The sequence below is a fragment of the Haloarcula pelagica genome, from assembly GCF_030127105.1.
GTDB classification, from domain to species: Archaea; Halobacteriota; Halobacteria; order Halobacteriales; family Haloarculaceae; genus Haloarcula; species Haloarcula pelagica.
Genome location: NZ_CP126161.1, coordinates 2,029,658 through 2,054,529, shown reverse-complemented (window position 1 = coordinate 2,054,529; position 24,872 = coordinate 2,029,658). Strand labels below are relative to the sequence as shown.

General features: G+C 66.9%; 26 protein-coding genes and 3 tRNA genes. 18 read left to right on the top strand and 11 right to left on the bottom strand.

Going from position 1 to position 24,872, the window contains the following annotated elements; all coding sequences use genetic code 11:
- The first annotated feature begins 16 nt into the window (after positions 1-16).
- From P1L40_RS10800 to flaJ, 11 genes are all read left to right on the top strand, one after another.
- Positions 17-493, top strand: coding sequence for a hypothetical protein (locus P1L40_RS10800; RefSeq protein WP_284006936.1), 477 nt, complete (start codon positions 17-19; stop codon positions 491-493).
- Entirely contained in the window at positions 490-2,445 is a 1,956-nt protein-coding gene (locus tag P1L40_RS10795) for a hypothetical protein (RefSeq protein ID WP_284006935.1), read from the top strand. Before P1L40_RS10800 ends, P1L40_RS10795 begins: the two co-directional genes overlap by 4 nt.
- A gap of 85 nt (positions 2,446-2,530) precedes the next feature.
- Positions 2,531-2,890 carry a chemotaxis protein CheY gene (cheY, locus tag P1L40_RS10790; protein WP_284006933.1) on the top strand — a complete coding sequence of 120 codons (360 nt, stop codon included), beginning with the start codon at positions 2,531-2,533 and terminating at the stop codon, positions 2,888-2,890.
- A complete protein-coding gene (locus P1L40_RS10785; protein ID WP_284006932.1) occupies positions 2,891-4,108 on the top strand; it encodes a chemotaxis protein CheC in 1,218 nt (405 codons plus the stop codon). It begins immediately after the preceding gene.
- A complete protein-coding gene (locus P1L40_RS10780; RefSeq protein ID WP_284006931.1) occupies positions 4,108-4,629 on the top strand; it encodes a chemotaxis protein CheD in 522 nt (173 codons plus the stop codon). Before P1L40_RS10785 ends, P1L40_RS10780 begins: the two co-directional genes overlap by 1 nt.
- A gap of 255 nt (positions 4,630-4,884) precedes the next feature.
- The gene (locus P1L40_RS10775) at positions 4,885-6,453 is read left to right on the top strand and encodes a FlaD/FlaE family flagellar protein (protein ID WP_284006930.1); all 1,569 of its coding nucleotides are present in this window, start codon (positions 4,885-4,887) and stop codon (positions 6,451-6,453) included.
- A complete protein-coding gene (gene arlF / locus P1L40_RS10770; protein ID WP_284006929.1) occupies positions 6,437-6,880 on the top strand; it encodes an archaellum stator protein ArlF in 444 nt (147 codons plus the stop codon). Before P1L40_RS10775 ends, arlF begins: the two co-directional genes overlap by 17 nt.
- Position 6,881: 1 nt before the next feature.
- Complete coding sequence (gene arlG / locus P1L40_RS10765) at positions 6,882-7,352, top strand: archaellum stator protein ArlG (RefSeq protein WP_284006927.1); 471 nt, start codon at positions 6,882-6,884, stop codon at positions 7,350-7,352.
- Positions 7,349-8,113: an archaellum protein ArlH gene (gene arlH, locus P1L40_RS10760; RefSeq protein ID WP_284006925.1), complete on the top strand. Its 765-nt coding sequence runs from the start codon at positions 7,349-7,351 to the stop codon at positions 8,111-8,113. The genes arlG and arlH overlap by 4 nt, the downstream gene beginning before the upstream one ends.
- A gap of 2 nt (positions 8,114-8,115) precedes the next feature.
- Positions 8,116-9,789, top strand: coding sequence for a type II/IV secretion system ATPase subunit (locus P1L40_RS10755; protein WP_284006924.1), 1,674 nt, complete (start codon positions 8,116-8,118; stop codon positions 9,787-9,789).
- A gap of 1 nt (position 9,790) precedes the next feature.
- A complete protein-coding gene (gene flaJ / locus P1L40_RS10750; RefSeq protein ID WP_284006923.1) occupies positions 9,791-11,536 on the top strand; it encodes an archaellar assembly protein FlaJ in 1,746 nt (581 codons plus the stop codon).
- A gap of 1 nt (position 11,537) precedes the next feature.
- Here the strand turns inward: flaJ and P1L40_RS10745 are convergent, their stop codons facing one another.
- The 4 genes from P1L40_RS10745 to P1L40_RS10730 form a co-directional block, all read right to left on the bottom strand.
- Entirely contained in the window at positions 11,538-12,140 is a 603-nt protein-coding gene (locus tag P1L40_RS10745) for a DUF7282 domain-containing protein (RefSeq protein WP_284006921.1), read from the bottom strand.
- Positions 12,141-12,833, bottom strand: a complete 693-nt coding sequence (locus tag P1L40_RS10740; protein ID WP_284006920.1) for a ferritin-like domain-containing protein — start codon at positions 12,831-12,833, stop codon at positions 12,141-12,143.
- A 105-nt stretch (positions 12,834-12,938) separates the two neighbouring features.
- Positions 12,939-14,036, bottom strand: a complete 1,098-nt coding sequence (locus P1L40_RS10735) for an aminopeptidase (protein ID WP_284006919.1) — start codon at positions 14,034-14,036, stop codon at positions 12,939-12,941.
- 81 nt (positions 14,037-14,117) lie between these two features.
- Positions 14,118-14,435, bottom strand: a complete 318-nt coding sequence (locus tag P1L40_RS10730) for an SHOCT domain-containing protein (protein ID WP_284006918.1) — start codon at positions 14,433-14,435, stop codon at positions 14,118-14,120.
- Between the two features lie 121 nt (positions 14,436-14,556).
- On the opposite strand from P1L40_RS10730, the gene P1L40_RS10725 reads away from it, so the two are divergent.
- The 4 genes from P1L40_RS10725 (at position 14,557) to P1L40_RS10710 (ending at position 17,349) form a co-directional block, all read left to right on the top strand.
- On the top strand, positions 14,557-15,621 hold the full coding sequence (locus P1L40_RS10725) for a Brp/Blh family beta-carotene 15,15'-dioxygenase (RefSeq protein WP_284006917.1): 1,065 nt from the start codon (positions 14,557-14,559) through the stop codon (positions 15,619-15,621).
- 48 nt (positions 15,622-15,669) lie between these two features.
- A complete protein-coding gene (gene gnd, locus P1L40_RS10720; protein ID WP_284006915.1) occupies positions 15,670-16,566 on the top strand; it encodes a phosphogluconate dehydrogenase (NAD(+)-dependent, decarboxylating) in 897 nt (298 codons plus the stop codon).
- 81 nt (positions 16,567-16,647) lie between these two features.
- Complete coding sequence (locus P1L40_RS10715) at positions 16,648-17,226, top strand: 2Fe-2S iron-sulfur cluster-binding protein (protein ID WP_284006913.1); 579 nt, start codon at positions 16,648-16,650, stop codon at positions 17,224-17,226.
- Between the two features lie 50 nt (positions 17,227-17,276).
- Positions 17,277-17,349 (top strand) — tRNA-Arg (locus P1L40_RS10710).
- Between the two features lie 181 nt (positions 17,350-17,530).
- Here the strand turns inward: P1L40_RS10710 and P1L40_RS10705 are convergent.
- Entirely contained in the window at positions 17,531-17,734 is a 204-nt protein-coding gene (locus P1L40_RS10705; RefSeq protein ID WP_284006911.1) for a hypothetical protein, read from the bottom strand.
- Between the two features lie 240 nt (positions 17,735-17,974).
- A tRNA-Asn gene (locus tag P1L40_RS10700) sits at positions 17,975-18,047 on the bottom strand.
- 95 nt (positions 18,048-18,142) lie between these two features.
- Between P1L40_RS10700 and cca the strand changes: the two genes are divergently transcribed.
- Positions 18,143-19,495 carry a CCA tRNA nucleotidyltransferase gene (cca, locus tag P1L40_RS10695; protein ID WP_284006909.1) on the top strand — a complete coding sequence of 451 codons (1,353 nt, stop codon included), beginning with the start codon at positions 18,143-18,145 and terminating at the stop codon, positions 19,493-19,495.
- On the opposite strand, the gene P1L40_RS10690 is transcribed toward cca, so the two are convergent.
- From P1L40_RS10690 to P1L40_RS10675, 4 genes are all read right to left on the bottom strand, one after another.
- Positions 19,474-20,481 carry a histone deacetylase gene (locus P1L40_RS10690; protein ID WP_284006907.1) on the bottom strand — a complete coding sequence of 336 codons (1,008 nt, stop codon included), beginning with the start codon at positions 20,479-20,481 and terminating at the stop codon, positions 19,474-19,476. The two genes, cca and P1L40_RS10690, sit on opposite strands and share 22 nt — an antisense overlap.
- A 6-nt stretch (positions 20,482-20,487) precedes the next feature.
- A complete protein-coding gene (locus tag P1L40_RS10685) occupies positions 20,488-20,925 on the bottom strand; it encodes a histone (RefSeq protein ID WP_284006905.1) in 438 nt (145 codons plus the stop codon).
- A 121-nt stretch (positions 20,926-21,046) separates the two neighbouring features.
- Positions 21,047-22,480 carry a single-stranded DNA binding protein gene (locus P1L40_RS10680; protein ID WP_284006903.1) on the bottom strand — a complete coding sequence of 478 codons (1,434 nt, stop codon included), beginning with the start codon at positions 22,478-22,480 and terminating at the stop codon, positions 21,047-21,049.
- A 142-nt stretch (positions 22,481-22,622) separates the two neighbouring features.
- Positions 22,623-23,102 carry a hypothetical protein gene (locus tag P1L40_RS10675; protein ID WP_284006901.1) on the bottom strand — a complete coding sequence of 160 codons (480 nt, stop codon included), beginning with the start codon at positions 23,100-23,102 and terminating at the stop codon, positions 22,623-22,625.
- A gap of 134 nt (positions 23,103-23,236) precedes the next feature.
- Between P1L40_RS10675 and P1L40_RS10670 the strand changes: the two genes are divergently transcribed.
- Positions 23,237-23,309, top strand: a tRNA-Arg gene (locus tag P1L40_RS10670).
- Positions 23,310-23,463: 154 nt separating this feature from the next.
- Complete coding sequence (locus P1L40_RS10665; protein WP_284006899.1) at positions 23,464-24,075, top strand: DUF309 domain-containing protein; 612 nt, start codon at positions 23,464-23,466, stop codon at positions 24,073-24,075.
- On the opposite strand, the gene azf is transcribed toward P1L40_RS10665, so the two are convergent.
- Positions 24,072-24,845, bottom strand: a complete 774-nt coding sequence (gene azf, locus P1L40_RS10660; protein WP_284006897.1) for an NAD-dependent glucose-6-phosphate dehydrogenase Azf — start codon at positions 24,843-24,845, stop codon at positions 24,072-24,074. The two genes, P1L40_RS10665 and azf, sit on opposite strands and share 4 nt — an antisense overlap.
- Positions 24,846-24,872 lie beyond the last annotated feature (27 nt).

The window sequence follows — 24,872 nt, the reverse complement described above, 5'->3', positions numbered from 1 at the left end:
GTTGTCACGGCAGGCGATGACCCCCCGGTCGCTCCCGTCGCTGTGTGCCGCGTTCGTCGTGCTCTCGCTCGTCGCTACCGGCCCGCTGGTCGGGATCGACGTGACCCAGGGCTCGCCGGAGTCGTTCGGCGAAGGAACGGCGACGGTCACGGCCGTCGATGTCGAGTTCAGCGAGCTCCGAGTGACGGACGGTCGCTTCGGAACCGACGTGTCCTACCTCCGGGTGCCGACAGCGAGCGTGACGGTCGGATCGGTCACCGGGCGGCCGCGGCTGGTCTATCTGGTGCGCGTCCCGGCGGTTGACATCGAGGTGGTCTCGACGACGCTGGTGACCGAGCCGTCCCGGACCTACACGCTCGATCCGGGCGACGAAGGCGTGGAACGCGGGAGTGTCCAGGGACCGGTCACCGCGACGGTGACGGTCCGGGTCCAGAGTTTCTCGGTCGATCGGACGATCACTCAGCAGAACATCACCGTGGAGGGGCAGGCGTGACAGGCGTCCCCGGGGCGGGGCCGGCCGGCGGCCGCCTGTCGACCGACCGCCTTCGCAGCCTGCTCCGCCGAGGCGGACGGTGGGTGTTCGGCGACCGCTACGGGCTGGCGCTCTGGCTTGGGCTCGCCCTGGCGTTCGGGCTGACCTGGCGTGTGGGGTTTTTCATTCAGGATACGTACACGACGGCGAACACGCTCGTCGCGCTCTCGAACGGCCAGCTCCACGTCACGGAGGTGCGCTACTCGCTGTCGCTGGGCCCGCTCCCGGGAATGCACGAGGTCGGCGGGCGGCTGTACGGCCGTAACTACGGCCAGCTCGCGCTCGCTCTCCCGTTCGTCTGGGGGCTCGAAGCGATCGCGGGGGTCGTCGATCCGGGGGTACTGCTCCCGGGGTTGTGGGCGCTGGGCGGGCTCGCGTTCGTTCGGACGATAGCCGGGCTGGAGTGGTTCGACCGCGACCGGACGCTCACAGTCGGGTCGGTGGCGGTCGCCGCGTTGTTCGTCGCGTCGCTGCGGGCGGCGACGGACCTTGACCCCACTCGGCTCGCGCTGGTCGGGTACCAACTGTCGACGCTACTGGCGGCCGCGACGCTGTGTCTCCTGCTGTACCGGCTCGTCTCGCTCGTCCACGACAGACGAGCGGGGCTGGCGGCGGCCCTGGTGACGGGGCTTGCCACGCCGGTGGGGTTCTGGGCGACGATCCCGAAGCGACACACCCTCGTCGCGGCGATGACCGTCGGCGTCGTCTACGCGTTCGCAGTCAGCTGCCACAGCGAGGGGCGGACAGCACTGCGTGCCCGAACCGGCGCGTACGCGCTGGCTGGACTGGTCACCTGGACCCACGCCTTCGAGGGGTTCTTTCTCGTCGTCGTCCTGACCGGTGTCGACCTCCTGACCGGCGGCTCACGGCGGCCGCGTCACCTCCTGCTCGTCGGGCTCGTCGTCCTCCTGGCGCTGACGCCGATGCTGGCGACGAACTACGCCATCTCGGGGAACCCGGTCGAGCCCCCGAGGGTGTTACCGAACGCCGAGGCCACTGACACGGGCGGGTCGGGGGCGTCGGGCGGTGGCCAGGCCGACGGCGGAGCCGCGTCCCCGGCGACACCGCGTCCGGGCGGTGGGCAGTCCGGCCCGTCGGTCCCGACACGTGCGATCGGTGCAGTGGCGACACTGGTCGGCTTCGTCTACGAGTTCGCCGGGCGGTCGGTCGTCGACGGGCTCGGCGTCCTGGGCAAGCCCGACCGACTGGTCGATATCTTCCTCCGGAGCGGGCGGATCGACGGCCTCAGCTACGACATCAACGGGTACGAGGTCGTAGAGCTGGCGTTGCTGGAGGCGATGCCGGTCGCCGGCGCCGTCGCTGCGCTCCCGCTGCTTGCGGCTCGTCGGGTTCGCGGTCGGGCCGAGCGGGTTCGATCGCTCGCTCGTCCGTGGACGCTCACGCCCGTCGGACAGACGGACCTGCTCGTCTGTACCCTGGCGGCAGTGTTGACGGTGGTCTACCTCTCGCGGCTCCCGCTTTTCAGCCAGCTCACGGTCCGATACCTCCACCCGGTACTCCCGCTGCTCGTTTACGCGGCCGTCCGGCTCCCGGCAGTCCGGGCGGGACTCGACGGGGGCCGGCGGTTCCTGGCGGTTGCCACGGTCGGCTGGACCGGCCTGGTCAGCGCCGGGATGCTCGGTGCGATCACGACCCTGGCGCTCGCCGTCGGGGAGGCGGTACAACTGCACGCGGTCGTCGCGCTCCTGTCTGCGGCCGGTTGGGCGGTCGCGGTGATCGCTCGAACCGTCACCCCGGAACGGGTGTCCGGGCGACTGGTGGCCGTCGCTGGGACGGCGACGGTCGGCGTCGGCATCTCCTACGTCGTGGTGTCGGCGTTCGTATACTTCCCGTACGGCCGCTACGCGCTCCCTGTCGTCCGGGCCGTCGCGGCCGGACTGCCGACGGTCTGAAACCCCTCACGTAGTGCGGTATCAGACGCGATAATTTACGGGACACCTTTATTTAGCTCATTCCGGTATTTCGGTTCGATAAGTCATGCCAGACGTACTGATAGCCGACGACTCCGAATTTATGCGCAACCTCCTGCGCGAGATTCTGGAGGAAGACCACAACATCGTTGGCGAGGTCGAAAACGGCGTCGAAGCCGTCGAAGTGTACAAAGAGGAGACACCGGACCTGGTGATGATGGACATCGTCATGCCGATCCGGGACGGCATCGAGGCCACCGACGAGATCAAGACCTCGAACCCCGAGGCCAACGTGATCATGTGTACGAGCGTCGGCCAGGAAGAGAAGATGAAAGAGGCCGTCAAGGCCGGCGCCGACGGCTACATCACCAAACCGTTCCAGAAACCGAGCGTGATGGAGGCGATCGAGGACGTTGTGCCCTCATAGATGAACGTCGAGATCCAGTCGCTCGGCACGTTCAACCAACTCGCACACGAGGGGGCACAGCAGGCGACGGCGTCGATGTCCCAGATGACGGGGATCGACGCCAGCGTCGACGTGACGAAGATCACGCTCGTCCCGCGGGCCGACGTGGGCGAGGAACTGAAGGGGAGAGACTTCGTCGGCGTCCAGTTCGACTTCGAGGGCGTCATGGACGGGGAGACGGTGTTGGTCTTCGACGCCGACTCGGCAGACACCATGGTCGAGACGCTGGTCCCCGGCGGTGCGAGCGACGCGGCGATGGCACAGAGCGGCGTCGAGGAGATCGGCAACATCATGATGAGCGGCTTCATCGACGGCTGGGCCGACTATCTGGGTGCGACGATCGACCACTCCCCGCCCGAATACATCGAGAAGTCGGGCGCCGACGTGTTGCCCGAGGCACCCGAACACGACGCCCACGATCAGGTGTTCGTCTTCAAGTCCGAGATCGAGTGGGTCAACGAGTCGGTGAACTTCTACATCTACATGCTCCCCGAGTACGAGTCGCTCACGGAGACGATGATGTCGAACGCCGACACCGACGGCGACGCCATCCCGATCGACAAGCTGGAGACGTTCAACGAGATGACCGAGAGCGGGACCGAACAGGCCGCCAGCAACGTCGAGATGATGACCGGCATCCAGACCGAGGCGGAGGTGACCCAGATCAGTTTCGCCCCGATCACCGACGTGCCAAAGCAGATCGGGACCGAAACCTACGTCGGGACCGTCGTCGAGTTCACCGGCGTCCCCAGCGGGTACCTGCTGGTGCTGTTCGACGAGGAGTCGGCGGTCACCGTCGCCGAGGCGATGATGCCCGTCGAGATTGACAGCGACGAGTTGACCGACCAGCACAAGGCCGCGATCGAGGAGCTGGGCAACATCATGACCAGCGGGTTCGTCGACGGATGGGCCAACGTCCTCCAGACCTCGGTCGATCACACGCCGCCGCGGCTCGTCCACGACATGGGTCGAGCCATCGTCGATCCGCTGGCGGCACAGGTCGGTCAACACCAGGAGCACGCCTTCATCATCGACTCGGAGATGCACACCCCCGATGTCGACTTCGCTGCGGAGATTCACGCACTCCCCAACGAGAAGGAACTCCGGGCGGCACTAGACGACCTGGATGTCGAGCGAGCCGACGAAACGGACGCCAGCGTGGAACAGATCTTCGAATAATGAAAGTCTACGACGGGAGCCAGACGAACGGACAGCAGGAGAGCACGCCCGAGCGGATCAAAGTCGGCATCGCGGAGTACAAGGTGACGACAGATTCGGCGGTACTGACCACGAGCGGGCTCGGATCGTGTATCGGCGTGGCGCTGTACGACGAGACCACCGGTGCGGCGGGACTCGTCCACGTCATGCTCCCGACCGCGGAAGATGTCGAAGGCGGGAACCGCGCGAAGTTCGCCGACACCGGCGTCGAGGCCCTCGTCGACGCGCTCGAAACCGCTGGCGCGAGCACGGCTTCGATGCAGGCCAAGATCGCCGGCGGGAGCGACATGCTCGACTTCTCGGAGAGCGGCTCCTCGATTGGCTCCCGGAACGCGAAACAGGTCCGGGCGACCCTCGACGAGTACGACATCCCGATCGTCGGCGAGGATGTCGGCGGCGACCACGGTCGCTCGATCCAGTTGAGGGCCGACAGCGGCGACCTCGTCGTCAAGAGCGCCAACACCGAGTCGACGACGTTGTGATTTCTGAAAACTGACGAACAGAACCGGTCACTCCTCGCGGCTCCGTGTCTGACGGACGGCAGTCAGTTGGCTGACGGGAGCGCGTCCGCAATCCGCTGTTGGCCGGATATTTCCAGCGGAAACGACGGTCGAAAAATTTATTCGGAGTCGGGCGCGTTGAATTTAGCCACGGGCGCGGCTAGTAACTCCAGAGTTATCACTCGTGATACGCTAGACGGAATATTGAAGGGTATCTGAGGACATCTTTCAGAGAGAATGAACAGTCCCGCTCTCGCCACGGCGCTCGCGGAGCTGGCCGCGCCAGCGCTCGTGGTGCTCCTCTCGGGCGGTCTCGTCGGGATGAGCATCAAGAACATGTTCGACTCGATCCTGTCGGACAGCGAGAGCGAGGACGACGACGACGGCGACGGGATGGCCGACGGCGGCGGGCTGATGGCCGAGGAGGGAGGCGGTGACGGCGACGACCTGGGTGGGTTAGGCGGCTTCGACGACGGCGACGACGAGATGGGCGGGTTCGGCGACGACGAGTTCGGCGACATGGAGGACGCCACCGGCGCCGACACCGACGAACTGGAACACCGGCTCGACGAACTGGAAAACGAGGTCGGCAGCCTCTCCTCGACGGTCAACACCGTCCGGACCGAAAACGAGAGCATCTCCGAATCGGTCGAGGAAGTCGAGGAGAACGTCCGGAAGCTCCTGGACATCTACGAGATGGTCACGCGCGGGGTGAACCCCTTCGCGGACGATGTGGACGCCGGGATGGGCGGCGGGATGGACGGCGGGGGCTCGTTCGGCCTGTTCGACGACGACGAGGGCGGAGACGACGAGGCGGAACTGGACGACGACATCGCCAACGCCGACGCGGAGGGCTTTTTCGACGAGGACCTCGTCGAGGACGACGGTGGCGACATGGGGATGGGCGGTGGCGGCGATGTCGACGAGATGTTCCCGGAGGACGAGGGGGACGACTTCGGAGGCGGCGACGGGACGTTCGACGAAGCGTTCGACGACGACATGAGTATGGACGACGGGCTGGAGGACGACGGCATGGAGATGGACGACGAGAGTGACGACGGCGGGGACGGCGGCAAGTCCTTCGCCGAACTGAAAGACGAGTACGAGTCCGGCGACGCCGAGTGGGCCGACGGCGAGGAACCCGAGGACGACGAGGACCTCTTCGACGACGCCGGCGACGAGATGCTCGGCGACGACGCCATGGACGACGGGATGCTCGAAGACGACGGCGACGCCATGGACGACGGAGGGCTCGAAGACGACGACCTCTTCGACGAGGTCATCGAGGAGGACGACGGCGACGACACGGCAGTCGAAGACGACGCAGCGACGGTCGAGGACGACGCGGACGAGACGATCGCCGTCGAGGAGACGACCGCATCGGAACCCGAGCCGGAGCCCGAACCGACGGCTTCGGCCGAGACCGAAGCGGAGCCCGACACCGAGGACGAGTCGGCCGACGACGGCGGCAAACCGTACCTGTCGACCCTACCCGACGGCTTCGGGTCGGAGCTCATCGTCGTCGAGTGGCTGGAGTTTCTGGTCAGCGAGTCGGGCTACCACGAGGCGACCAGGGCCATCGACTACTACGAGACGATCGACTGGATCGACGCCTCCGTCGCGGCGGACCTGCGGACGTACCTCCAGGGGTTCGACGACGTGGCCGACAGCGGCGAGGCGCTGACGATCGACCACCACACCGAGAGTCTGACCTACATCTCGCAACTCGACGGTGACAGCGGGGCCGAGGGCGTCGCGCTCTCGAAGCTCGTCCGTGGAGGTGGTTCCGATGGGCTTCAGCGTTAGCGGCTCGGCGGCCCTGATCTTCGTGGCCGCGTTCATCGGCTTCGGGATGTTCTACACCGCGTCGGCCAACAGCTTCGAGAACGTCAACGACGCCCGGGACGCCAGCGCCGACCAGACCCTCGAACAGCAAAACACCGCTATCGAACTGCGGACCGTCGTCTACAACGGCACCGCCGACTCCCTGAACGTCACCGTCGACAACACGGGCTCGACGGAGCTGTCGGTCGAGGCCGTCGACGTGCTGGCGAACGACCGGTATCTGAGCGGCTACCGAACCGCCGTCGACGGGTCGACGACCACCGACCTCTGGCTCCCCGGCGAGACCCTGACGATCAACGCGACCGGGCTCACCACCGACCCGGGACGGGTCAAACTCGTCACCGGGCCGGGCATCGAGGCGACGGCGACCTCGACGGGGGTGCCCTGAGATGGCGAGCGTCTCGGTGTCGCATCTGATCATCTTCATCGCCTCCATGATGATCGCCGCCAGCGTCGCCGGCGTGTTTACCGACACCGTCGGGCAGTTGAGCAGCGCCGTCTCCGAGCAGGGGCTGGATGTCAGCAGCGACGTTCGCACCGACATCGAGATCATCTCCGACAGCGGCTCCAGCGCGATCTACGACAGCAGCGGGAACGGGAACATCACGCTGCACGTCAAAAACACCGGTTCGGAGGGGCTGGCAGCCGATCCCGGCGAACTCGACGTGTTCGTCGACGGCGAGTTCGCGACCGCGTACAGCGTGCGATTGATGCCGGACGGCGGGCTGTCCTGGGACCCGGGCGACGTGGTCCGTCTGGAGATCTCGACGGGGGCGCTGGCGAACTGGCAGCCAGGCGGTGACCACCGTGTGAAGGTCATCGTCAACGGTGACGAGGAGGTGTTCGAGTTCCGCACATGAGTATCGCAAGCAACGATCTGTTCTCGCTGGGACTGGACGATCACGACCGACTGAACAAGGAACTGGGCGGGGGCATCCCGCCGGGCAGTATCATCCTCGTCGAGGGGGATTACGGGGCCGGGAAGTCCGCGATGAGCCAGCGGTTCGCCTACGGCCTCTGTGAGGAGGGGATCGACGTGACCTACCTCTCGACGGAGTTGACCGTCGGGAGCTTCCTCGATCAGATGCACTCGCTGTCGTACGACATGGTCGATCACATCCTCGACGAGAACGTCCTGTTCCTCCACGCCGACATCGGCGAGTCCAACGCCCTGACCGGCACCAACGAGGACCAGGAAGACCGCAAGGAACTGCTCAAGCGGCTGATGGAGGCGGACGTGATGTGGAACAGCGACGTGGTCATCATCGACACGTTCGACGCCATCCTCCGCAACGACCCCAAGTTCGAGGCGCTGGTCCGACAGAACGAGGAGCGCCAGGCCGCCCTGGAGGTCATCTCGTACTTCCGGGACGTGATCTCGCAGGGGAAATGCGTGATGTTGACCGTCGACCCTTCGACGCTCGACGAGGAGGCCATCGGCCCGTTCCGGGCCATCGCCGACGTGTTCATCGAGTTGGAGATGATCGAGGTCGGCAACGACGTGCGCCGCCAGATCAACGTCCTCCGGTTCGCGGGGATGGGCGAGCAGGTCGGTGACACGATCGGGTTCTCGGTCCGGTCGGGAACCGGCATCGTCATCGAATCCAGGAGTGTTGCCTAACAATGACAGACCACGGACGCGCCAAACCATCCGACGAACTGCGACAGATGGCCGCACGGCGACCACACCTGCGGGACCACCTGAAGAAGTTCAAGCAGATCACCGGGGAGTTCCCTATGCTCATCGACGAGGCCGACGGCGACTACGAGTCCGACCGGCCGAACGTCCTCTACCCGGTCGGTGGCCCCATCTTCTGTCACATCTACGGCGATGTGGGCCAGGACATGAAGTACTACGCCATCGAGCCGGAACTGGACGAGGACGAGCAGGTCGTCTTCGGGAAAGTTCGGAACCGCCTGCTCGAAAAGAGCGTCAACAAACCCGCTCCCGAGAGCGAGGCCCAGTACGACGACCGGATCGAGGAACTGCTCCAGGAGACGACGACAGTCAAAAACGAGGACGGCAACGACGGCGTGCTCACGCGGCTGTCGAACCTCACCAGCGTCGGCAGCGTCGAGGTCACTCAGTCGACCTACGAGAACATCCTCTACCGCCTGAACCGGGACATCGTCGGGCTCGGGCCGCTGGAACCAGTGATGCGTGACCCGGCGAACGAGGACATCCACGTCATCGGCCGCAGCGAGTGCCACGTCGACCACGGCGTCTACGGGATGCTGGAGACGACCGTCGAGTGGGAGTCCGAAGAGGCGTTCGACCAGTGGCTGCGCAACATGGGCGAGCGGATGGGCGACCCCGTCAGCGACTCCGATCCGATCGTCGACTCGACGCTGCCGGACGGCTCGCGGCTGAACCTCATCTACTCCGACGACGTGAGCCTGAAAGGGCCCTCGCTGACCATCCGCCAGGGCGACGAGGTGCCGCTGTCGATCTTCCAGATCACGAAGTGGATGACCCTCTCGCCGGAACTGGCGGCGTACCTCTGGCTCTGTCTGGAGAACGAGCAGACGGTCTTCGTGGTCGGGGAGACGGCCTCGGGGAAGACGACGACGCTGAACGCCATCACCTCCTTCATCCCCGACGACGCGAAGATCTACACCGCGGAGGACACCGCCGAGGTGCTCCCGCCACACAACACCTGGCAGCAGTTGTTGACTCGCGAGGGCGAGGACGAGGGCACGAGCATCGACATGTTCGACCTGGTCGCCGCGGCCCTCCGGTCGCGTCCGGACTACATCATCGTGGGCGAGGTTCGTGGCGAGGAGGGGCGGATGGCCTTCCAGGCCGCCCAGACCGGTCACCCGGTCATGCTGACCTTCCACGCGAGCGACATCGTCTCGATGATCCAGCGTTTCACCGGCGAACCGATCAACGTCCCCGAGACGTTCATGGACGTGGCCGACGTGGCGCTGTTCCAGAACCGGGTCAAACAGGGCGATCAGGTCCTGCGCCGGGTCACGAGCGTCCAGGAGATCGAGGGCTACTCCAAGGAGATGGACGGGGTCGTCACCCGGCAGGTGTTCAACTGGGACCCCGTCGAGGACGAGATCGTCTTCCAGGGGATGAACAACTCCTACGTCCTCGAAGAGCAGATCGCGACGCTGCTCGGTTACGAGGACACGCGTGACATCTACGACGACCTGGAGTTCCGGGCGAACATCATCCGGCGCGCGATCCAGGAGGGGATCACCGGCTACCACGAGGTCAACGACTTCATCAGCGACTTCCAGCGCGACGGCATCGAGGGGATCCCCTTCAGCATGACCCGACCCGACTGACATGGCCCAGAGCGAAGCCGAGGGGCTGGACCTCACGATCACGGAGTTCGTCCAGGGACTGGCGGAGTCGTACCGCCAGATGGAGATTCCCCTGGAGCGGTATCTCACCTACATCCTGGCGCCGTCGGTGGTCTTCTTCCTCATCACGGTCGGCGCGGGGCTGTTGCTGCCGCTCGCGGTCGCCATCCGGGCACCGATCCCGTTGCTTGGCTTTCTGGTGCTCGTGTCGGCGGTATTCTACCCGAAGATCCTGCTGTCCCAGCGCAAGAGTGAGCTCAACAACCGGTTTCACCTGATGGTCACCCACATGACGGTGCTGGCGACGACCAAGATCGACCGGATGGAAGTGTTCCGCACGCTGGCGGAGGAAGACGAGTACGGCGAACTCGCCATGGAGATGCACCGCATCGTCCAGCTCGTCGACACCTGGAACCAGAGCCTCGACGACGCCTGTCGGCGCCGGGCGAAGGAAGTGCCAAGCGACGCCGTCTCGGACTTCCTGGACAGACTCGCCTACACGCTCGGCGCCGGCCAGTCACTCGAAGACTACCTCCTCTCCGAGCAGGAGCAGATCATCCAGCACTACACGACCGTCTACCGGAGTTCGCTGGACAGCCTGGAGGTGATGAAAGACCTCTACCTGTCGATGATCCTCTCGATGACGTTCGCGCTGGTGTTCGCGGTCGTCCTGCCGGTGCTGACCGGGACGAACCCGACGATGACCGTCAGCGCCGTCATCGTGATGTTCGTGTTCGTCCAGTCCGGGTTCTTCCTCGCCATCCGGTCGATGGCGCCCTACGACCCGCTGTGGTTCCACCCCGTCGAGTACCCATCGCCGATCAAACAGAAACTCGACCGGTCGATGTACGTCGGCGTCGGTCTCTCCGTGCTGTTGCTCTGTCTCTCGCTGGGCGGGATGACCGGGCTCTCGCCGGTCGGACTGGACGAGTTGCTCTTCATGTTCGACGGCGTACCCCTGCCGTTCTACGCCGCGGTCCCGGTCACGCCGATGATCATCCCCGGGATCGTCTTCCGGCAGGAAGAACAGAAGATCAAGGCCCGCGACCAGGAGTTCCCCAGTTTCATCCGGGCGCTAGGGGCGACCGAGGGGGCCAAGCAGTCGACGACCGGGCAGGTGTTGCGGACGCTGCGGAAGAAGGACTTCGGCCCGCTGACCCCGAACATCAACGACCTGTACAAACGCCTGAACATGCGGATCGAGCCGACCGCGGCCTGGCGGTACTTCACCGCCGACTGCCGGTCGTATCTCATCCAGACGTTCTCGGAGATGTACCTCATCGGCCGGGAGATGGGTGGCTCGCCCAAGCAACTGGGCGAACTCATCGCCGAGAACATGAACGAGGTGCTCCAACTCCGCCAGAAGCGAAAGCAGGCGGCGACGACGCTTATCGGCCTGCTGTACGGGATCACGGCCGCCTCGACCTTTGCCTTCTTCATCGGTCTCCAGGTCGTCAACATCCTCGCACAGATGTCGCTCGATCTCAACGCCGGGAGCCGGCTGGACGTGAACTCCCTGATCAACACCGGCGTCTACAACATCCCGCTGATCGAGTTCCTGCTGGTCATCATCATCATGTTCTCGGCGATGCTGTCCAGCCTGATGATCAGGACCGTCGACGGGGGCCACAAGGCAAACACCTACATGCACTTCGTCATCCTCACCTGGATCGGCGCCATCACGGGGACGTTCACGAAGTGGCTGGTGACCCAGTTCCTCCAGATCTGAGTCAGCGGGCGACGGTGATCTCCGCGCCCTCGCCGATGACATCGCCGGACTCGTCGGGGATGTGGCCGGTCCGAGGGTGGTAGCTGTTCGTGTACGGGCGATCGACGCCGGTCGGGGACGCGAAGTCGAGCTGTCCGTTGCCGTCCTCGTCCTCGTAGGCGACCGCGTACAGCACGGTCGACTCGGCGACCGGGCGGTCCAGTTCGACCGTGACGTTCTGGTGGAGACCGGCGTCGAGTTCGTCCGAGGCGCCGACGAGGCTCTCGCGGAACTGCCCGTTGACGAACGCGTAGCGGTGGATCGCCACGAACCCGCCGTCGGCGAGCGAGACGGCCCGGACCGTCACCGACTCGCCGTCGGTCGTCTGTGACCGGAACTCGACGTTCGTCGGGCCGGGCGTGTACCCACAGGCCAGCACCGAGTCCGAGGAGCCGTTGGTACAGGCCCGGAACTCGTCGGGCGGCCCCGGGACCGCGTGGGACTGCGGGCTGGCAGCCGCGTCCGATCCGGTGACCGCGACCGCCGCGCCGGTCCCGGACAGCAGCGCCGTCGCCACGAGGACGGCCGCCGCGACCGTCGCCGTGACAGTGCGTGGGGAGCGCATCTACTGCTGGACGATGATGGGATCGACGATACCCAGCACCGTGCTGATGCTCTTTGCCCCGTTGAACGCCGTCGGCGCCGGGTTCTCGCCGTTGAGGTGGCGGTAGAAGGCCGCGTGGTTGGCCTCGACGCTGTGGATCTCCAGGGCTGGCGGGATGAAGGCCGCGTTGCTGATCTCGGGGGCAGCGCCGGCGTAGGCGTCGACACCGGTCGACTCCAGTACCTGTGCGACGGCGGTGAACTCCTCGACCGTCTCGATGTCGTCTTTGCCCAGTGGCGCCGCGAAGTCGTACTCCTGGGCGGGGCCGACCGGCGTCCCGCCGTTGTCCGAGATGGCCGTCGTCAGGAAGTCGACGTGGGCCTGCTCGTGTTCCTGCGTGTCTCGGATGTAGTCTCTGGCGGTGAAGCGGGTGCCAAAGCCGAAGTCCTCCAGCAGCTCCGACCGCTGGAAGTCCCGCTCGCTGAACTCCGAGAGGTACTCCTTGTAGAACTCGTTTTCGAGGTGTTCCAGCGTCAGGGCGTAGTTGAGGATCTCGATGTCGGACCGGCCGCTCTGCTGGGCCGACGCCGTATCGAGGACCGCTGGTGCCCCGACGGCCGCCGCCACGCCGGCCGCACCCGCGAGGAAGCCGCGTCGGCTGGTCGAGGAGTCACTGGACTGGTCGTCGCCGTCGTCATGGGAGTCGTGTGCCATGCAGGCAAACAGGGGCAGGCGACCATATAGTAAATTTTCCGAGATGTTACCCAGTTGCGGCCAGCCTGTGACCCCCCTGTCACCCAAATTCGGGACTCCCAGCGGTCACGCCTCGAAGCCGTCTTCCCACCGGAACAGGCCGTCGTGCTGGATCACGTCGCCGTCGACTTCGAGCCGTGAGCCCTCGCCCATCGTCGTGATGAGGTCCTCGTGGACGGCGCTGTCGTTGCCGGCGACACCCTCGGGCAGACAGGCGTCGTAGGCTCGCCCCAGCGCCAGGTGGACGGTCCCGCCCATCTTCTCGTCGAAGAGGATGTTGTCGGTGACCCGGTCGACGCCGCGGTTCATCCCGATGCCCAGTTCGCCCAGCCGTCGGGCACCCTCGTCGGTCGACAGGACCTCCTCGATCACGGCACCGCCCTGTTCGGCGTGCCAGCCGACGACGGCGCCGTCCTCGAAGGTGAGTTCCACGCCCCTGATCCGCCGGCCCTGGACGGTCATCGGTACGTCGAAGGTGACGACGCCCTCCGTGGCCTCGGGGGCGGTGAACACCTCGCCCGACGGGAGGTTGTGCGAGTCGTAGGCGACGCTGGCCGCCGAGTTGACCGCGATCCGGTCGGCGATGGACATGGTGAGGTCGGTCCCCGCCGCGACCAGGTGGACCTCGCTGCCGTCGTCGAGGATCTCCTTCAGTCGGGCCTGTTCCTCGGCCAGTGCCTCCCAGTCCCGCAGCGTCGCCTCGTAGACGAAATCCCTGTAGGCCTCGTAGGCCATCCCGGCCTGCTGGGCCATCGCCCGCGTGGGGTGTTGGGTCGACACCCAGTCGGTGTCCAGGCGGGCCTCACGGATTCCCGCACGTGCCTTGGCGTAGGCCTGGCGGCGCTCGCCGGGCACGTCCGCGCTGCCGGCGGTGTTGTTCGACCCCGACAGCGAGAGGACGCTGTCGGCCCGCTCGTACAGCGCCAGGGCGTAGTCGGGGTCGGTCGTGAACTCGCCGTCGTGCGCTCGCAGGTACGCCCGCGTGATCTCGTCGCTGTCGTACACCGACAGGAGGTTCGCGCCGCGCTCGCCGAGGGCCTCGGCGACGGCGACCGCGAGGTCGTGGGCGCCCTCGTCGACCCGGAGGACCACGTCGTCGCCGGCCTCGATGCGCGCGCTCCAGTCGACCAGGACCCGTGCGTGTTCCCGGATGCGTTCGTCCATGCGCACGCCGAGGGGGCCGAGCCGTGAAAACGTACCGTCGCGTGAGTCGGTTCCACCCGAAACGGGGTGCGTCGGGGTCGGTTACGACTCCGTCTCCAGCAGCCCCTCGACACGGCGTTCGAACTCCCCTTCGTCGATCTCGCCGCGGGCGTACCGCTCGCGCAGCGTCGCGAGCGGGCCCGAATCGGTCGGCGACGGTTCCGACGATCGGTCGGCGGCCGCGGATCGGCGTCGCAAGAGGCCGATCGTCAGCGGCAACACGCCGCCGTAGCCGACCGGGAAGGCGACCCACGCCCACGGAATCCCGAGCGCGAGCCCGCCGAGGCCGACGAGCAATATCAGCAAAGAGAGCGTCCCGGTGACGAGTCCGTACGTCACAGCGTCGTGATCGGTGTCCATACCGGCGGTAGTGGCCCCAGCCACATAAAGCTGAGTGAGTGCTTACTAACTTTGGTGGGGACAAAAACGCCCACATTTTCACGGCCCCCGTCTGACCACGGTCCAGTCCTAACGGCCCGATATGAGTACGGCCGTTCCGACCCGTGTCCGTCCGGTCCTGGGAGCCGTCGAGTCGACGAACCGTCCACTGACCCTCTCGCGGCTCGCGCTGGTCGCGGTGGCACTTTGCTTCGGTGCGCTCCGGCTGGCCGGTGTCTCGCTGTCGCTGTCGACACAGGCCGCCATCTACCTGTTCGGGATGGTCGCGCTGAACCTCCCTCACGGCGGCTACGAGCACTTCGCGAACCTCCGGCGGCGCCGGCTCGCCTTCCGCTGGCGCTACCTCGGGCTGTATCTCGCGCTCGTCGCTGCCTTCGTCGGACTGTTCGTGCTCGCGCCGGTCGCGGGGCTGGCGCTGGCGATCGGCGTCGCGGTCGCGAAAGGGGGCCACGGCGGCCTGCGGGTGCTGGACGCGACGACCGGGACCGACCACCTCGACAGCCACGTCCAGCGGGCGCTGGCCGTCGCGGTCCGGGGCGGCGCGGTGATGGCGCTGCCGATCTTCTTCTGGCCCGGGGTGTTCCAGGCGTTCAGCCACGCGATGGTCGCCATCTTCGAACCCGGCGCGCTGGCCGAGTACGCCGCGTACTTCGGGACGACCCGCTGGCTCGTCGGCGGCGGGTGGGCGCTGGCGGCGGTTACACACGTCGGGCTGGGGTACGTTCGCGGTGGCAGCAGCTCCTGGCTCGCCGACGCCGGGGAGACGTTCCTGCTGGGCGTCTACTTCGCGGTCGTCCCGGTCGTGGTGGCCGTCGGTCTGTACTTCCCGCTGTGGTACTCGACCCGGCAGGTCGGGCGGGACGTGGCGCTGGACAGCCGTCGGGGGACCGGCGGCCCTGACCTGCTCGCCTTCGAGGACCCACAGCGGGTGGCGCTGGTCACGTGGGGGCTCCTACTGGCCGGGGCGATCCTGACGTTCGCCATCGCGGGCCTGCTGTACCAGTTCGCACCGAACCCGCTGGGGACCGCCTCGCCGCTCGTGGGCGGAGTTGCCTTCTGGAGCGTCTTCGTCTCGATCATCGCGCTGCCCCACGTCGTCGTCGGGGGCTGGCTCGACAGCCAGCAGGGGATCTGGATGGTCCCCTGAGCACGCTCGAACCGGAACCCCTACTTGCCCGCTGGCTGGAGTGGCGGTATGGAACTTGGCGTCATCGGACTCGGACGGATGGGTCGAATCGTCGTCGACCGCGTCCTCGATGCGGGGCACGACGTGGTCGTCTTCGACATCGACGAGGCGGCGGTCGCGGACGCCGCCGAGGCGGGGGCGCGCCCGGCAGAGAGCATCGCCGACCTCGCTGACAGTCTGGGCGAGGAGAAACGCATCTGGCTGATGGTGCCGGCCGGCGACCCGGTCGACGCCGCGCTGGACGAACTCGACGGCCTCGTCGACGAGGACGACGTGGTCGTCGACGGCGGGAACTCCTACTTCGAGGACTCCGTCCGGCGGGCGGAGTCGACCGACGCCGCCTACCTCGACTGTGGGACCTCCGGCGGTCCCGCGGGCGCCGAACTGGGCTTCTCGCTGATGATCGGCGGTCCAGAGTGGGCCTACGAGGAACTCACGCCGGTCTTCGACGCCGTCGCCACCGGGCCCGCGGGCCACGACCGCATGGGTCCCGCCGGCTCGGGCCACTACGTCAAGATGATCCACAACGGCGTCGAGTACGCCCTGATGCAGGCCTACGGCGAGGGGTTCGAACTGCTCGCCAACGGCCGCTACGACCTCGATCTGGAGGCCGTCGCGCGCACCTGGAACAACGGCGCCGTGATCCGCTCGTGGCTCCTGGAGCTGTGTGAGGAAGCGTTCCGCGAGGAGGGCACCGATCTGGGGACCGTCGCCGACCGCGTCGAGGGTGGCTCGACCGGGACCTGGACCGTCCAGGAGGCGCTCGAACAGGAAGTGCCGGTGCCGCTGATCTACCAGGCGTTGGCCGAACGCTTCGGCTCGCGGGCCGACGACGGGCGGTTCTCGCGCCGGCTTGCGAGTCGGCTCCGGTACGGCTTCGGTCGCCACGACGTGCCGCGACGATAGCACCGGCGACCCGTCGTTTTGCGGTGCCGGCGCTGTGCCTGAAACAACAGCTAATTAAATCAGTACTCCAAAGGCGTCCACATGGTCGAACTCGTAAGTATCGCTGGGGGGGCCGCGGTGACCCTGATCGTGGTGGCACTCCACTACGCGAAAGGGACCGGCTGGGAGGCCCCGGAGGACATCTCTCAGGAAGTCCTCGAACAGCGTGCTGCCACAGTGCCGGAGACGGACTTCCCCGAACCGTACAACCGGTCGATCGGCGGCGGCGGTGCCGCAGCGATCCCGGCCGGCGAGGCCGGCGAACTCGGTGAAGGCGAAGAAGAGGAAAAAGAGGCCGGCTTCGATCCCGACGACATCGCCGACGACGAGGTCGAGTACTACGAGATCGAGTTCGCGAAGGAAGGCGAGACCATCGAAGTCGCCAACAACGAGACGATCCTCGACGCCGGCGAAGACGAGGGGTGGGACCTCCCCTACGCCTGCCGACAGGGCCAGTGTATCTCCTGTGCCGGCCACATCCAGGACGGCCCGGCCGAGGAGTACATCCGCCACAGCCAGAACGACTCGCTGATGGACGACGATATGGAGGAAGGGTACTGCCTGACCTGTGTCGCCTACCCCGTCGCGGAGTTCAGCATCGAGACCGGCGAGTCCCCGTAAGCGCTCCCGTTCACAACCGTTAAGACGAGCTACCCAGTACGGCCTATCGAGGGCGGCTAGTTCAGCGGACAGAACGCCTGGTTCCGGACCAGATGGTCGGGGGTTCAAATCCCTCGCCGCCCGTGCAACGAAACTGCCGAGCGACAGCGAGGCAGTGAGTGAACCGGCAGCGAGGGATTTGAACTCTGCCAGTCGCGCGCAGCGAACTCTCGTAATCTGATTCGAACCGCGCGCCACCCGTGTTTCCCCTGGACGACTCTCGAGTACTAACTACTCCCTCCGCACACGGCACCGAGGTCTCAGCTCAGTCGGCGACACGACGGTACACGACAACGCCGACGAGGGTGGTCGCCGACAGCACCGCGACGGCGCCGAGGACCTCGTCGCTGGGCGGGAGCAAGCCGTCCGTGAGGATGAACGTCACCAGAAGGGAGCCGGCGCCGATCAGTGCGACGCCAAGCAGTGCCGCACCGAACGAGAGCCAGCGGACGACTGTTCCACTATTCATGCCGTCTCTTCCGTTCGATCGGGCGGGTGATAATGTTACCCCAGCGAAACGTACCCCGGCGGTCACGGTACGTCGGCGCGACGATCCCGCTGTTGCCGGCTATCGGAAGTGTCCTGACGACAGCAAGCGCTTCACGCACCGAAGCCCTCCCGGATTCACGACGCCGCGGCTGTGCGACATCGCGTTCGGCACGCGGAATACCCGGTTCGCGTCGCTGGCTAGCCGACGAATCGGGAGAAGCGCCACCGCCAGGGCTCGAACCTGGGACAACCTGGGTAACAACCAGGTGCTCTACCAACTGAGCTACGGCGGCTTTCCGCATCCATGGATTGCTGGAGTTGGTAATTAGGGCTTTCGTTTCCGGCCCGCATCGACACGCTTTCACGCACTCTGTGAGTAGCGCGGCCCATGAGCGACGAGTTCGACGCCGTCGTTGAGCGGGTCCGCGAGCGAGTCTCGCCCGACGACGAGGAGCGCGCCCGCCTCCAGCGGGTCGCCACAGCGGTGCGACGACGGGCGGCCGACGCCGTCGCGGACCTCCCGGTGGCGGCCGAGATCGTCCAGGTAGGATCGACAGCTCGCAACACCTGGACCGCCGGTGACAGAGACATCGACGTGTTCGTCTGCTTCCCGCCGGAACTGGACCGCGAGACCTTAGAATCGTACGGCCTGGAGGTCGGTCACGCGGTGTTGCCCGAGGGCCGCGAGGAGTACGCCGAACACCCCTACGTCGTCGGCGAGGTCGAGGGGTACGCCGTCGACCTGGTGCCCTGTTACGACGTGGCCGAGGCGACGGCGATCCAGTCCGCTGTCGACCGCACCCCCTTCCACACCCGCTATCTCGAAGCACGGCTGGACGACCGGCTGGCCGGCGAGGTGCGGGTTACCAAACAGTTCCTGAAAGGCATCGGCGTCTACGGGAGCGACCTCCGGACGCGGGGCTTCTCGGGCTATCTGACGGAACTGCTGGTCGTCGAGTACGGCGGGTTCCGGGCGTTCGTCGAGGCGGCGGCCGATTGGCACCCGCCCGTCGAGTTCGATCCCGAGGACCACGCCGCGACGACGTTCGAGGACCCGCTGGTGGTCGTCGACCCGACCGACCCCGAGCGCAACGTGGCCGCGGTCTGTTCGGCGCGAAACGTCGCCCGACTCCAACACTACGCCCGGGACCTGCGTGCCGACCCACGGGACGGACTGTTCACGCCCAGCGAGCCCGCCCCCTACGACGCTTCGGCTGTCCGGGCGGCCATCGAGCGCCGCGGGACGACGCCGGTCGCGGTCCGGTTCGAGACCCCCGACGTGGTCGAGGATCAGCTCTGGCCGCAACTGGAGAAGTCCCTGGCCGGTCTGACCGAGGAACTGGACCGGCGTGGGTTCGACGTGCTCCGGTCGGCGGCGTTCGCCGGCGAATCCGCTGTACTGCTGGCCGAACTGACCGTCGCCGAGCGGCCGGCCGTCGAGCGCCACGAGGGGCCGCCGGTCCACGTCCGCCAGCACGCCGAAGGGTTCTACGACGCGTACGCCGACGCCGACGTTGCCGGCCCGTTCGTCGACGGCGACCGGTACGTCGTCGAGCGCGACCGGGAGTTCACGACGGCCGCCGACTTCCTCGACAGCGACGCCCTCTTGGACGTGCGGCTTGGCCCCCACGTCGAGTCGGCACTCGAAGCAGGGTACGACTGTCTCGTCGGTGAGGAACTCTCCGAACTCGTCCCGGCGTTCGGCGTCGACCTGGCGCGTTACTTCGACCCGAAGCCCTGATCGGCCAGTTCATCAAGCACCGCACGGGCGTCCTCGTCGACCTCGCCCTCGGAGACGACCGGTTCGTAGCCGTCGAACACCTCGTGGACGGTCGTGATCGAGTCCGCGAGCGTGTCCAGCCCGTAGCCCCCTTCCAGCACGAACCCGAGGCCGGCCCCGCAGTCCTCGGCCAGCGTCCGCATCCGCTGGGTCATCGCGCCGTACCCCTCGGTCGTGACCCGCATCCGCGAGATCGGGTCGTGTTCGTGGGCGTCGAAGCCGGCACTGATGAGCAACAGGTCGGGGTCGTAGTCCGCGATCGCCGGCGCGATACAGTCGTCGATCGCCGCCAGGTAGTCGGTCGTGTCGGCACCGGGTTCGTACTTGACGTTGAGGGTCGCTCCCTCGCCGTCGCCGGCCCCGGTCTCGTCGAGGTCGCCCGTCCCGGGGTAGAGGCCGTCCTCGTGGATCGAGGCGTAGAACACGTCCCCGCGGTCGTAGAAGATGTCCTGGGTGCCGTTGCCGTGGTGAACGTCCCAGTCGAAGATGGCGACCCGGTCGGCCTCGCGTTCCAGCGCGGCCTGTGCGGCGACGGCGGCGTTGTTGATGAAACAAAAGCCCATCGCGTCGTCCTCGACGGCGTGGTGTCCCGGCGGGCGCCCGAGGCCGAATGGCGTGTCACGGCCGTCCAGCCCGTCGAGCGCGGCTTCGGCCGCCCAGACGGCGGTGCCGGCCGACGCCAGCGCGGCGTTCCAGGTTGCCTCGACGGCGACCGTGTCGGCGTCCCAGTTACCCCCGCCGTCGTCACAGAAAGCCCGGAACTCGTCGATGTAGTCGCTGTCGTGGACGGTCCTGACGAGGTCCGTGTCGGCGTCGTTGGCGGCGACGTACTCGACGCCGTGGCGTTCCTTGAGCGCGCGACGCACGGCGCGGAGTCGGTCGGGACTCTCGGGATGGCGCGGCCCGGTGTCGTGGTCGAGACAGACCTCGCGGTAGCCGAAGTTCATTCAGAGTCAGTAGTACTGCCCGAGTTCGAAGTACGTCTCGATATCCTCGCCTTTGATCGTCCGCCGGCCGGCGTGTCGGGCCAGCGCCGCGGCGGCCGTCGCCGTGTCGTCGGCGAACCCTTCGAGGATGTCCGCCAGCGCGACGCGGGCGTCCATCGACACCCGATAGTCGTCGTCGATATCGAGTCGGGCGATGCGATCGACCGGAGCCACCGGTAGTTCGAGCGTGTCCTTATCCGGGATGCCGTCGACGCCGAAGTCCTCGGGCATCAGCGTCTTCCGCCCGTCCGCGGTCGCCTCGGTGGCCGCGTCGACCGCCAGGGACGACCCGCGTGTCTGGATCCGGCGCGCCAGTTCCTCGGCTGCCTCGGCGCTCACCCGCAGCCCGTCCGCGTTTCGCCGGATAACGGCGTCGACCGGCGCGAACGGTAGCTCGACACTCATACCCACAATCGGGGGTGTTGCGGTCTTAAGAGTTTCCGTAGCGGCGTTGGCACGCGCAGAGGCGTTCGATGGACACCGAGGCCGGTCACGGCGGGCGGAATCGACGGACGGAGCAGGGATCTCAGAACACGTCGTCGGCGTCGATGCGGTCGTCGTCGGTCGAGCGGCCGCGGACGGTGACCTCCTGGCCGAGCTGGACCCGTTCGTCGGTCTCGACGGTTCTGGTCTCGCTCCCGTCGTCCAAGATGATCGGATCGCCGGTCTGGACGACTGTCCCGGTGAACTCGACCGTTTCGCCGGCGACGGCCCCACCATCGGCCGACGCGCTGGCTGTGGCGGTCGCGTCGGTGCCGGAGTCGGCCGCGGACGCGGTCGTGTCGTCGCCCTCGGCGAACTCGCCGAGCCCTGCGTTCTCCTCGTCGCCGCCCGCGGACGCGGTCACGTCGACGGTGTCTTCGAGGACGACGACCGTCGACGCCCAGTTGGCGGAGGCCTCCTTGTCGTCTTTCCAGCCGTCCTGGATCTCGACATCGGCGGCGAGTACCTCGTCACCGGGTCCGATCTCCTTGTCGGCCTTGTCGCCCCACAGGGCGATGCGGATATCGCCCGTGCCGTCCTGAACGCGGATGTTCCGGACCTGTCCTTCCCCGCCGTCGTCCCGGTCGAAGGTCCGCTTCGGGTCGGCCGAACGGACGACGCCCGCAACGTCGACCGTCTCGCCGATCTCGACGGCGGCGATGTCGTCGGCGTCGGGTTCGAACGCGACCGACTCGTCGATCTCGTCGACCGCCCCGCCGTCACCGACGTGGAGTTCCAGCGAGCCGTCCCGCTCGCGGACGTACCCGTCGACGACCTCGACGGCGGTTCCCGCGGACAGTTCCTCGGCACGGTCGGCGCGGTCGTCCCACAGCGTCACGCGAACGCGGCCGGTCTCGTCGCCCAGCGTGAGGTTCGCTACGCGGCCCTCGCTGCCGTCGTCGCGGTCGAACGTGCGGATCGAATCGGTATCCAGCACCAGTCCGCGGAGCGTCACGTCGCCCTGGCCGAGCGTCAGCGACTCGATGGTCGAGCCGCCGCCGGGGTCGACATCGATCGTCGCCTCGTCGTCGGGTTCGGCCTTGTCGACGGAGAGTTCGAGCCCGTTGTAGCCGTCCTTGGGTCGGCCCTTGATCCGGAGCACCTCGCCGACCGAAAGCTGTCCCTCGTCGATCGAGACCGCCTGTTCGTCCCAGAACGCCAGGCGAACGCTGTCTGTCTCGTCGGCGACATCGACGTTGATGACCCGGCCGTCCTCGTCCTCGCCGTCCCGCTCGAAGGTCCGCAGGTCGCCGATCGACATGACCTTCGCGAGGAACTTCACCTCCTCCATCCCCGGTTCGATGTCGGCGACGGCGTTGACCTCGCCCTCGCTGAGTTCGTGGGCGATGAGCATCGCGGCCGTCTCCTCGTCGGCGAGCCCCCCCATCTGCTCGACCTTCTGCTCGACGGCCTCCCGGAACTGCTCCTCGGAGACATCGGCTTCGATGTCCGCGTAGATGTCCTCTAGTGCGCCCATCTATCTATGGGACGCAGGGATGGACCGCGCTTAAGCGTTGTCGTTGGACAATTCCCCCGCCGCAGTCTGGCGATTCCGTCGCACGCTGTCGCATCGTCTCTCCCTGGCTCCGCGATCGTATATAAACGTCCGCCGTGGCCCCTCACATCCCGCTCGTGCGTGTGACTTCCTGTGGCCCGTCGCCACGGTCGTGGGTGACCACGACGGTCTCGGGGAGTCCACGTGACATCGAGACGACGACCCGGTACCGGATCTCGACGATGGCTTGCGTGCAGGCGACGGCCGTCTCGTCGGTCCTGTCGACCGTCTCGACGGCGACGGTCAGTTCTCCTGTCTCCTGATCGTACGTCGCCGACGAGAGTTGTGCCGTCCGGCAGCCGTTGCGGCCCCAGATCGTCCCGGTGACGGTGACCGTCGAGGCGTCGTTCGAGACGCTCGCCGTGTCCCGTTGCTGGCCGTCGGTCCGCCCCCGGAGGGAGAACTCGACCGTGTCGACGACCGGGGGGCGGTCGGTCGTCGGGGCGTCCGTCGGTGTGTCGTCGGCCGGCCCACCGGCGAGACAGCCACTGACGAGGGCGCCACCAGCCGTGCCGAGACAGCGGAGCAGGGTTCGGCGGTTCACGGCTCTACAGAGCGCACTAGAAATAAAGGCCCTTGTGTTCGTTGAAAGCCGTGTTTCAGCGTCGTGTGCACATCCGTCGCGCGGGTGGGTCGAACCGTCACCCTTTTGAGTACCACCACCCTCCGCTAATACGAGTCCGGGTAGGGTAGTGGACTATCCTCTTGGCTTGCGGAGCCAGGGACCGGAGTTCAAATCTCCGTCCGGACGTTCACGCTGTTCACGACCGACGGGCTCCACGCTCGCTTTCGCTCGCGTGGAACTCCGTCCGGACGTTTTCCAGTCCACCAGACGACGAGCAACGGGACGCTACCTGACAGTTGGCGGTCCGGGTCCTTTTGCCCAGGCGCCACCAACGGCCGCCATGCGCCCCCACCTCCGTGCCGGGATCGCCGTCTACAACGCCGGCCGGTACCACGCGGCTCACGACGCCTGGGAGGACCGCTGGCTGGCGCTCGACACCGGGGACGACGAGCGGTTTCTCCACGGGCTCATCCAGTTCACCGCCGTCGTCCACCACGGCCGCGGGGAGAACTGGTCGGGCGCGCAGGGACTCGCGGAGAGCGCCGGCGAGTACCTGACCGACCTGCCGGCCGACTATCGGGGCGTCGACCTAGAGACCGTCCGGCGGTTCCTCGTTCGTGTGGCCGCCGACCCCGAAGCGATCGACTGGACCGAGCCGCCCGAACTCACCCACGACGGAAGCGTCCTGGGGTACGAGGATCTGGACTTCGAGGCCACGGCGATCGCGGCGACCGTCATCGCGGAGGCCGACGGCTACGACGAGGCCCTCGTCGAGGGGGCCATCGACTACGCTCGCGACGAACTCGCCGACAGCGAGGACGGGCGGTTCGTCGGCCTGCTGTTCTCGTTCGTCCGCGAGCGCGACCAGCGGCCGGTGGTCTATCAGCGGCTCGGCGATCACGTCAGACGGGAACAGCAGAAAGACGACGACGTAGCGGGGCTGTTCGACTAGAGGTCGGGTTCGACGACCCGGTCTTCACCCTCGAAGTGCGCGGAGTTGTCCCGCGGTTCGTAGCCAAGGATCTCCTCGGCGCGCTCGATGGAGTAGTACTTCCGGTCGTTGTCGGAGATACCGTAGACGATCTCGTAGTCGTAGTCGGCCTGGAGCGCGCAGTCGTGAATGTGTGCACAGTCACGGTAGGAGAGCCACATCGCCTGGCCGCGCTCGTAGTCAAGCGGCGGGTGTCCGCGGGTGAGGTTACCGATCCGGATGTTACACACCTCGATGCCGTACTCGTCGTGGTAGTACCGCCCGAGCACCTCGCCGGTGGCCTTCGAGACGCCATACAGGTTCCCGGGGCGAGGGAGTTCGGTGCCGTCGAGCAGGAAGTCGTCCTCCGGGCGGTACATCTCCGGCGTCCGGCGGTCGGTCTCGAACGCGCCGACGGCGTGGTTCGAGGACGCGAAGACGAACCGCTCGACGCCCTCGGCGGCGGCCGCCTCGTACATCTTCTGGGTGCCGTCGATGTTGTTGGTCAGCACCGACGGCCACGGGGCCTCCGGACGCGGGTCGCCCGCGAGGTGGACCACTGCGCCGACGCCGTCCATCGCCGCGTTCACGTCGGCTTCGTCGTCGACATCGCCGATGAGATACTCGTGGTCGGGCTCCTCGGCCGGAGGGTTGTGAAACAGGAGTCGCCAGTCGTAGGCGTCCCCGATCCCTTCGAGGATCGCCTCCCCTACTGCCCCGCCGGCGCCGGTGAGCAGAACCGTCTCGTCCATGTTATCGGATGAATAGGTACCATCGAA

What these genes read in the sequence shown, in the direction of transcription:
- flaJ (WP_284006923.1), top strand. Translation starts at nt 9,791, where the DNA reads ATGGCCCAGAGCGAAGCCGAGGGGCTGGACCTCACGATCACGGAGTTC.
- P1L40_RS10690 (WP_284006907.1), bottom strand. Translation starts at nt 20,481, where the DNA reads ATGAACTTCGGCTACCGCGAGGTCTGTCTCGACCACGACACCGGGCCG.
- P1L40_RS10775 (WP_284006930.1), top strand. Translation starts at nt 4,885, where the DNA reads ATGAACAGTCCCGCTCTCGCCACGGCGCTCGCGGAGCTGGCCGCGCCA.
- azf (WP_284006897.1), bottom strand. Translation starts at nt 24,845, where the DNA reads ATGGACGAGACGGTTCTGCTCACCGGCGCCGGCGGGGCAGTAGGGGAG.
- arlH (WP_284006925.1), top strand. Translation starts at nt 7,349, where the DNA reads ATGAGTATCGCAAGCAACGATCTGTTCTCGCTGGGACTGGACGATCAC.
- P1L40_RS10785 (WP_284006932.1), top strand. Translation starts at nt 2,891, where the DNA reads ATGAACGTCGAGATCCAGTCGCTCGGCACGTTCAACCAACTCGCACAC.
- P1L40_RS10780 (WP_284006931.1), top strand. Translation starts at nt 4,108, where the DNA reads ATGAAAGTCTACGACGGGAGCCAGACGAACGGACAGCAGGAGAGCACG.
- P1L40_RS10715 (WP_284006913.1), top strand. Translation starts at nt 16,648, where the DNA reads ATGGTCGAACTCGTAAGTATCGCTGGGGGGGCCGCGGTGACCCTGATC.
- P1L40_RS10725 (WP_284006917.1), top strand. Translation starts at nt 14,557, where the DNA reads ATGAGTACGGCCGTTCCGACCCGTGTCCGTCCGGTCCTGGGAGCCGTC.
- P1L40_RS10755 (WP_284006924.1), top strand. Translation starts at nt 8,116, where the DNA reads ATGACAGACCACGGACGCGCCAAACCATCCGACGAACTGCGACAGATG.
- gnd (WP_284006915.1), top strand. Translation starts at nt 15,670, where the DNA reads ATGGAACTTGGCGTCATCGGACTCGGACGGATGGGTCGAATCGTCGTC.
- P1L40_RS10705 (WP_284006911.1), bottom strand. Translation starts at nt 17,734, where the DNA reads ATGAATAGTGGAACAGTCGTCCGCTGGCTCTCGTTCGGTGCGGCACTG.
- cheY (WP_284006933.1), top strand. Translation starts at nt 2,531, where the DNA reads ATGCCAGACGTACTGATAGCCGACGACTCCGAATTTATGCGCAACCTC.
- P1L40_RS10735 (WP_284006919.1), bottom strand. Translation starts at nt 14,036, where the DNA reads ATGGACGAACGCATCCGGGAACACGCACGGGTCCTGGTCGACTGGAGC.
- arlG (WP_284006927.1), top strand. Translation starts at nt 6,882, where the DNA reads ATGGCGAGCGTCTCGGTGTCGCATCTGATCATCTTCATCGCCTCCATG.
- P1L40_RS10730 (WP_284006918.1), bottom strand. Translation starts at nt 14,435, where the DNA reads ATGGACACCGATCACGACGCTGTGACGTACGGACTCGTCACCGGGACG.
- P1L40_RS10685 (WP_284006905.1), bottom strand. Translation starts at nt 20,925, where the DNA reads ATGAGTGTCGAGCTACCGTTCGCGCCGGTCGACGCCGTTATCCGGCGA.
- P1L40_RS10665 (WP_284006899.1), top strand. Translation starts at nt 23,464, where the DNA reads ATGCGCCCCCACCTCCGTGCCGGGATCGCCGTCTACAACGCCGGCCGG.
- arlF (WP_284006929.1), top strand. Translation starts at nt 6,437, where the DNA reads ATGGGCTTCAGCGTTAGCGGCTCGGCGGCCCTGATCTTCGTGGCCGCG.
- P1L40_RS10740 (WP_284006920.1), bottom strand. Translation starts at nt 12,833, where the DNA reads ATGGCACACGACTCCCATGACGACGGCGACGACCAGTCCAGTGACTCC.
- P1L40_RS10800 (WP_284006936.1), top strand. Translation starts at nt 17, where the DNA reads ATGACCCCCCGGTCGCTCCCGTCGCTGTGTGCCGCGTTCGTCGTGCTC.
- P1L40_RS10680 (WP_284006903.1), bottom strand. Translation starts at nt 22,480, where the DNA reads ATGGGCGCACTAGAGGACATCTACGCGGACATCGAAGCCGATGTCTCC.
- P1L40_RS10745 (WP_284006921.1), bottom strand. Translation starts at nt 12,140, where the DNA reads ATGCGCTCCCCACGCACTGTCACGGCGACGGTCGCGGCGGCCGTCCTC.
- cca (WP_284006909.1), top strand. Translation starts at nt 18,143, where the DNA reads ATGAGCGACGAGTTCGACGCCGTCGTTGAGCGGGTCCGCGAGCGAGTC.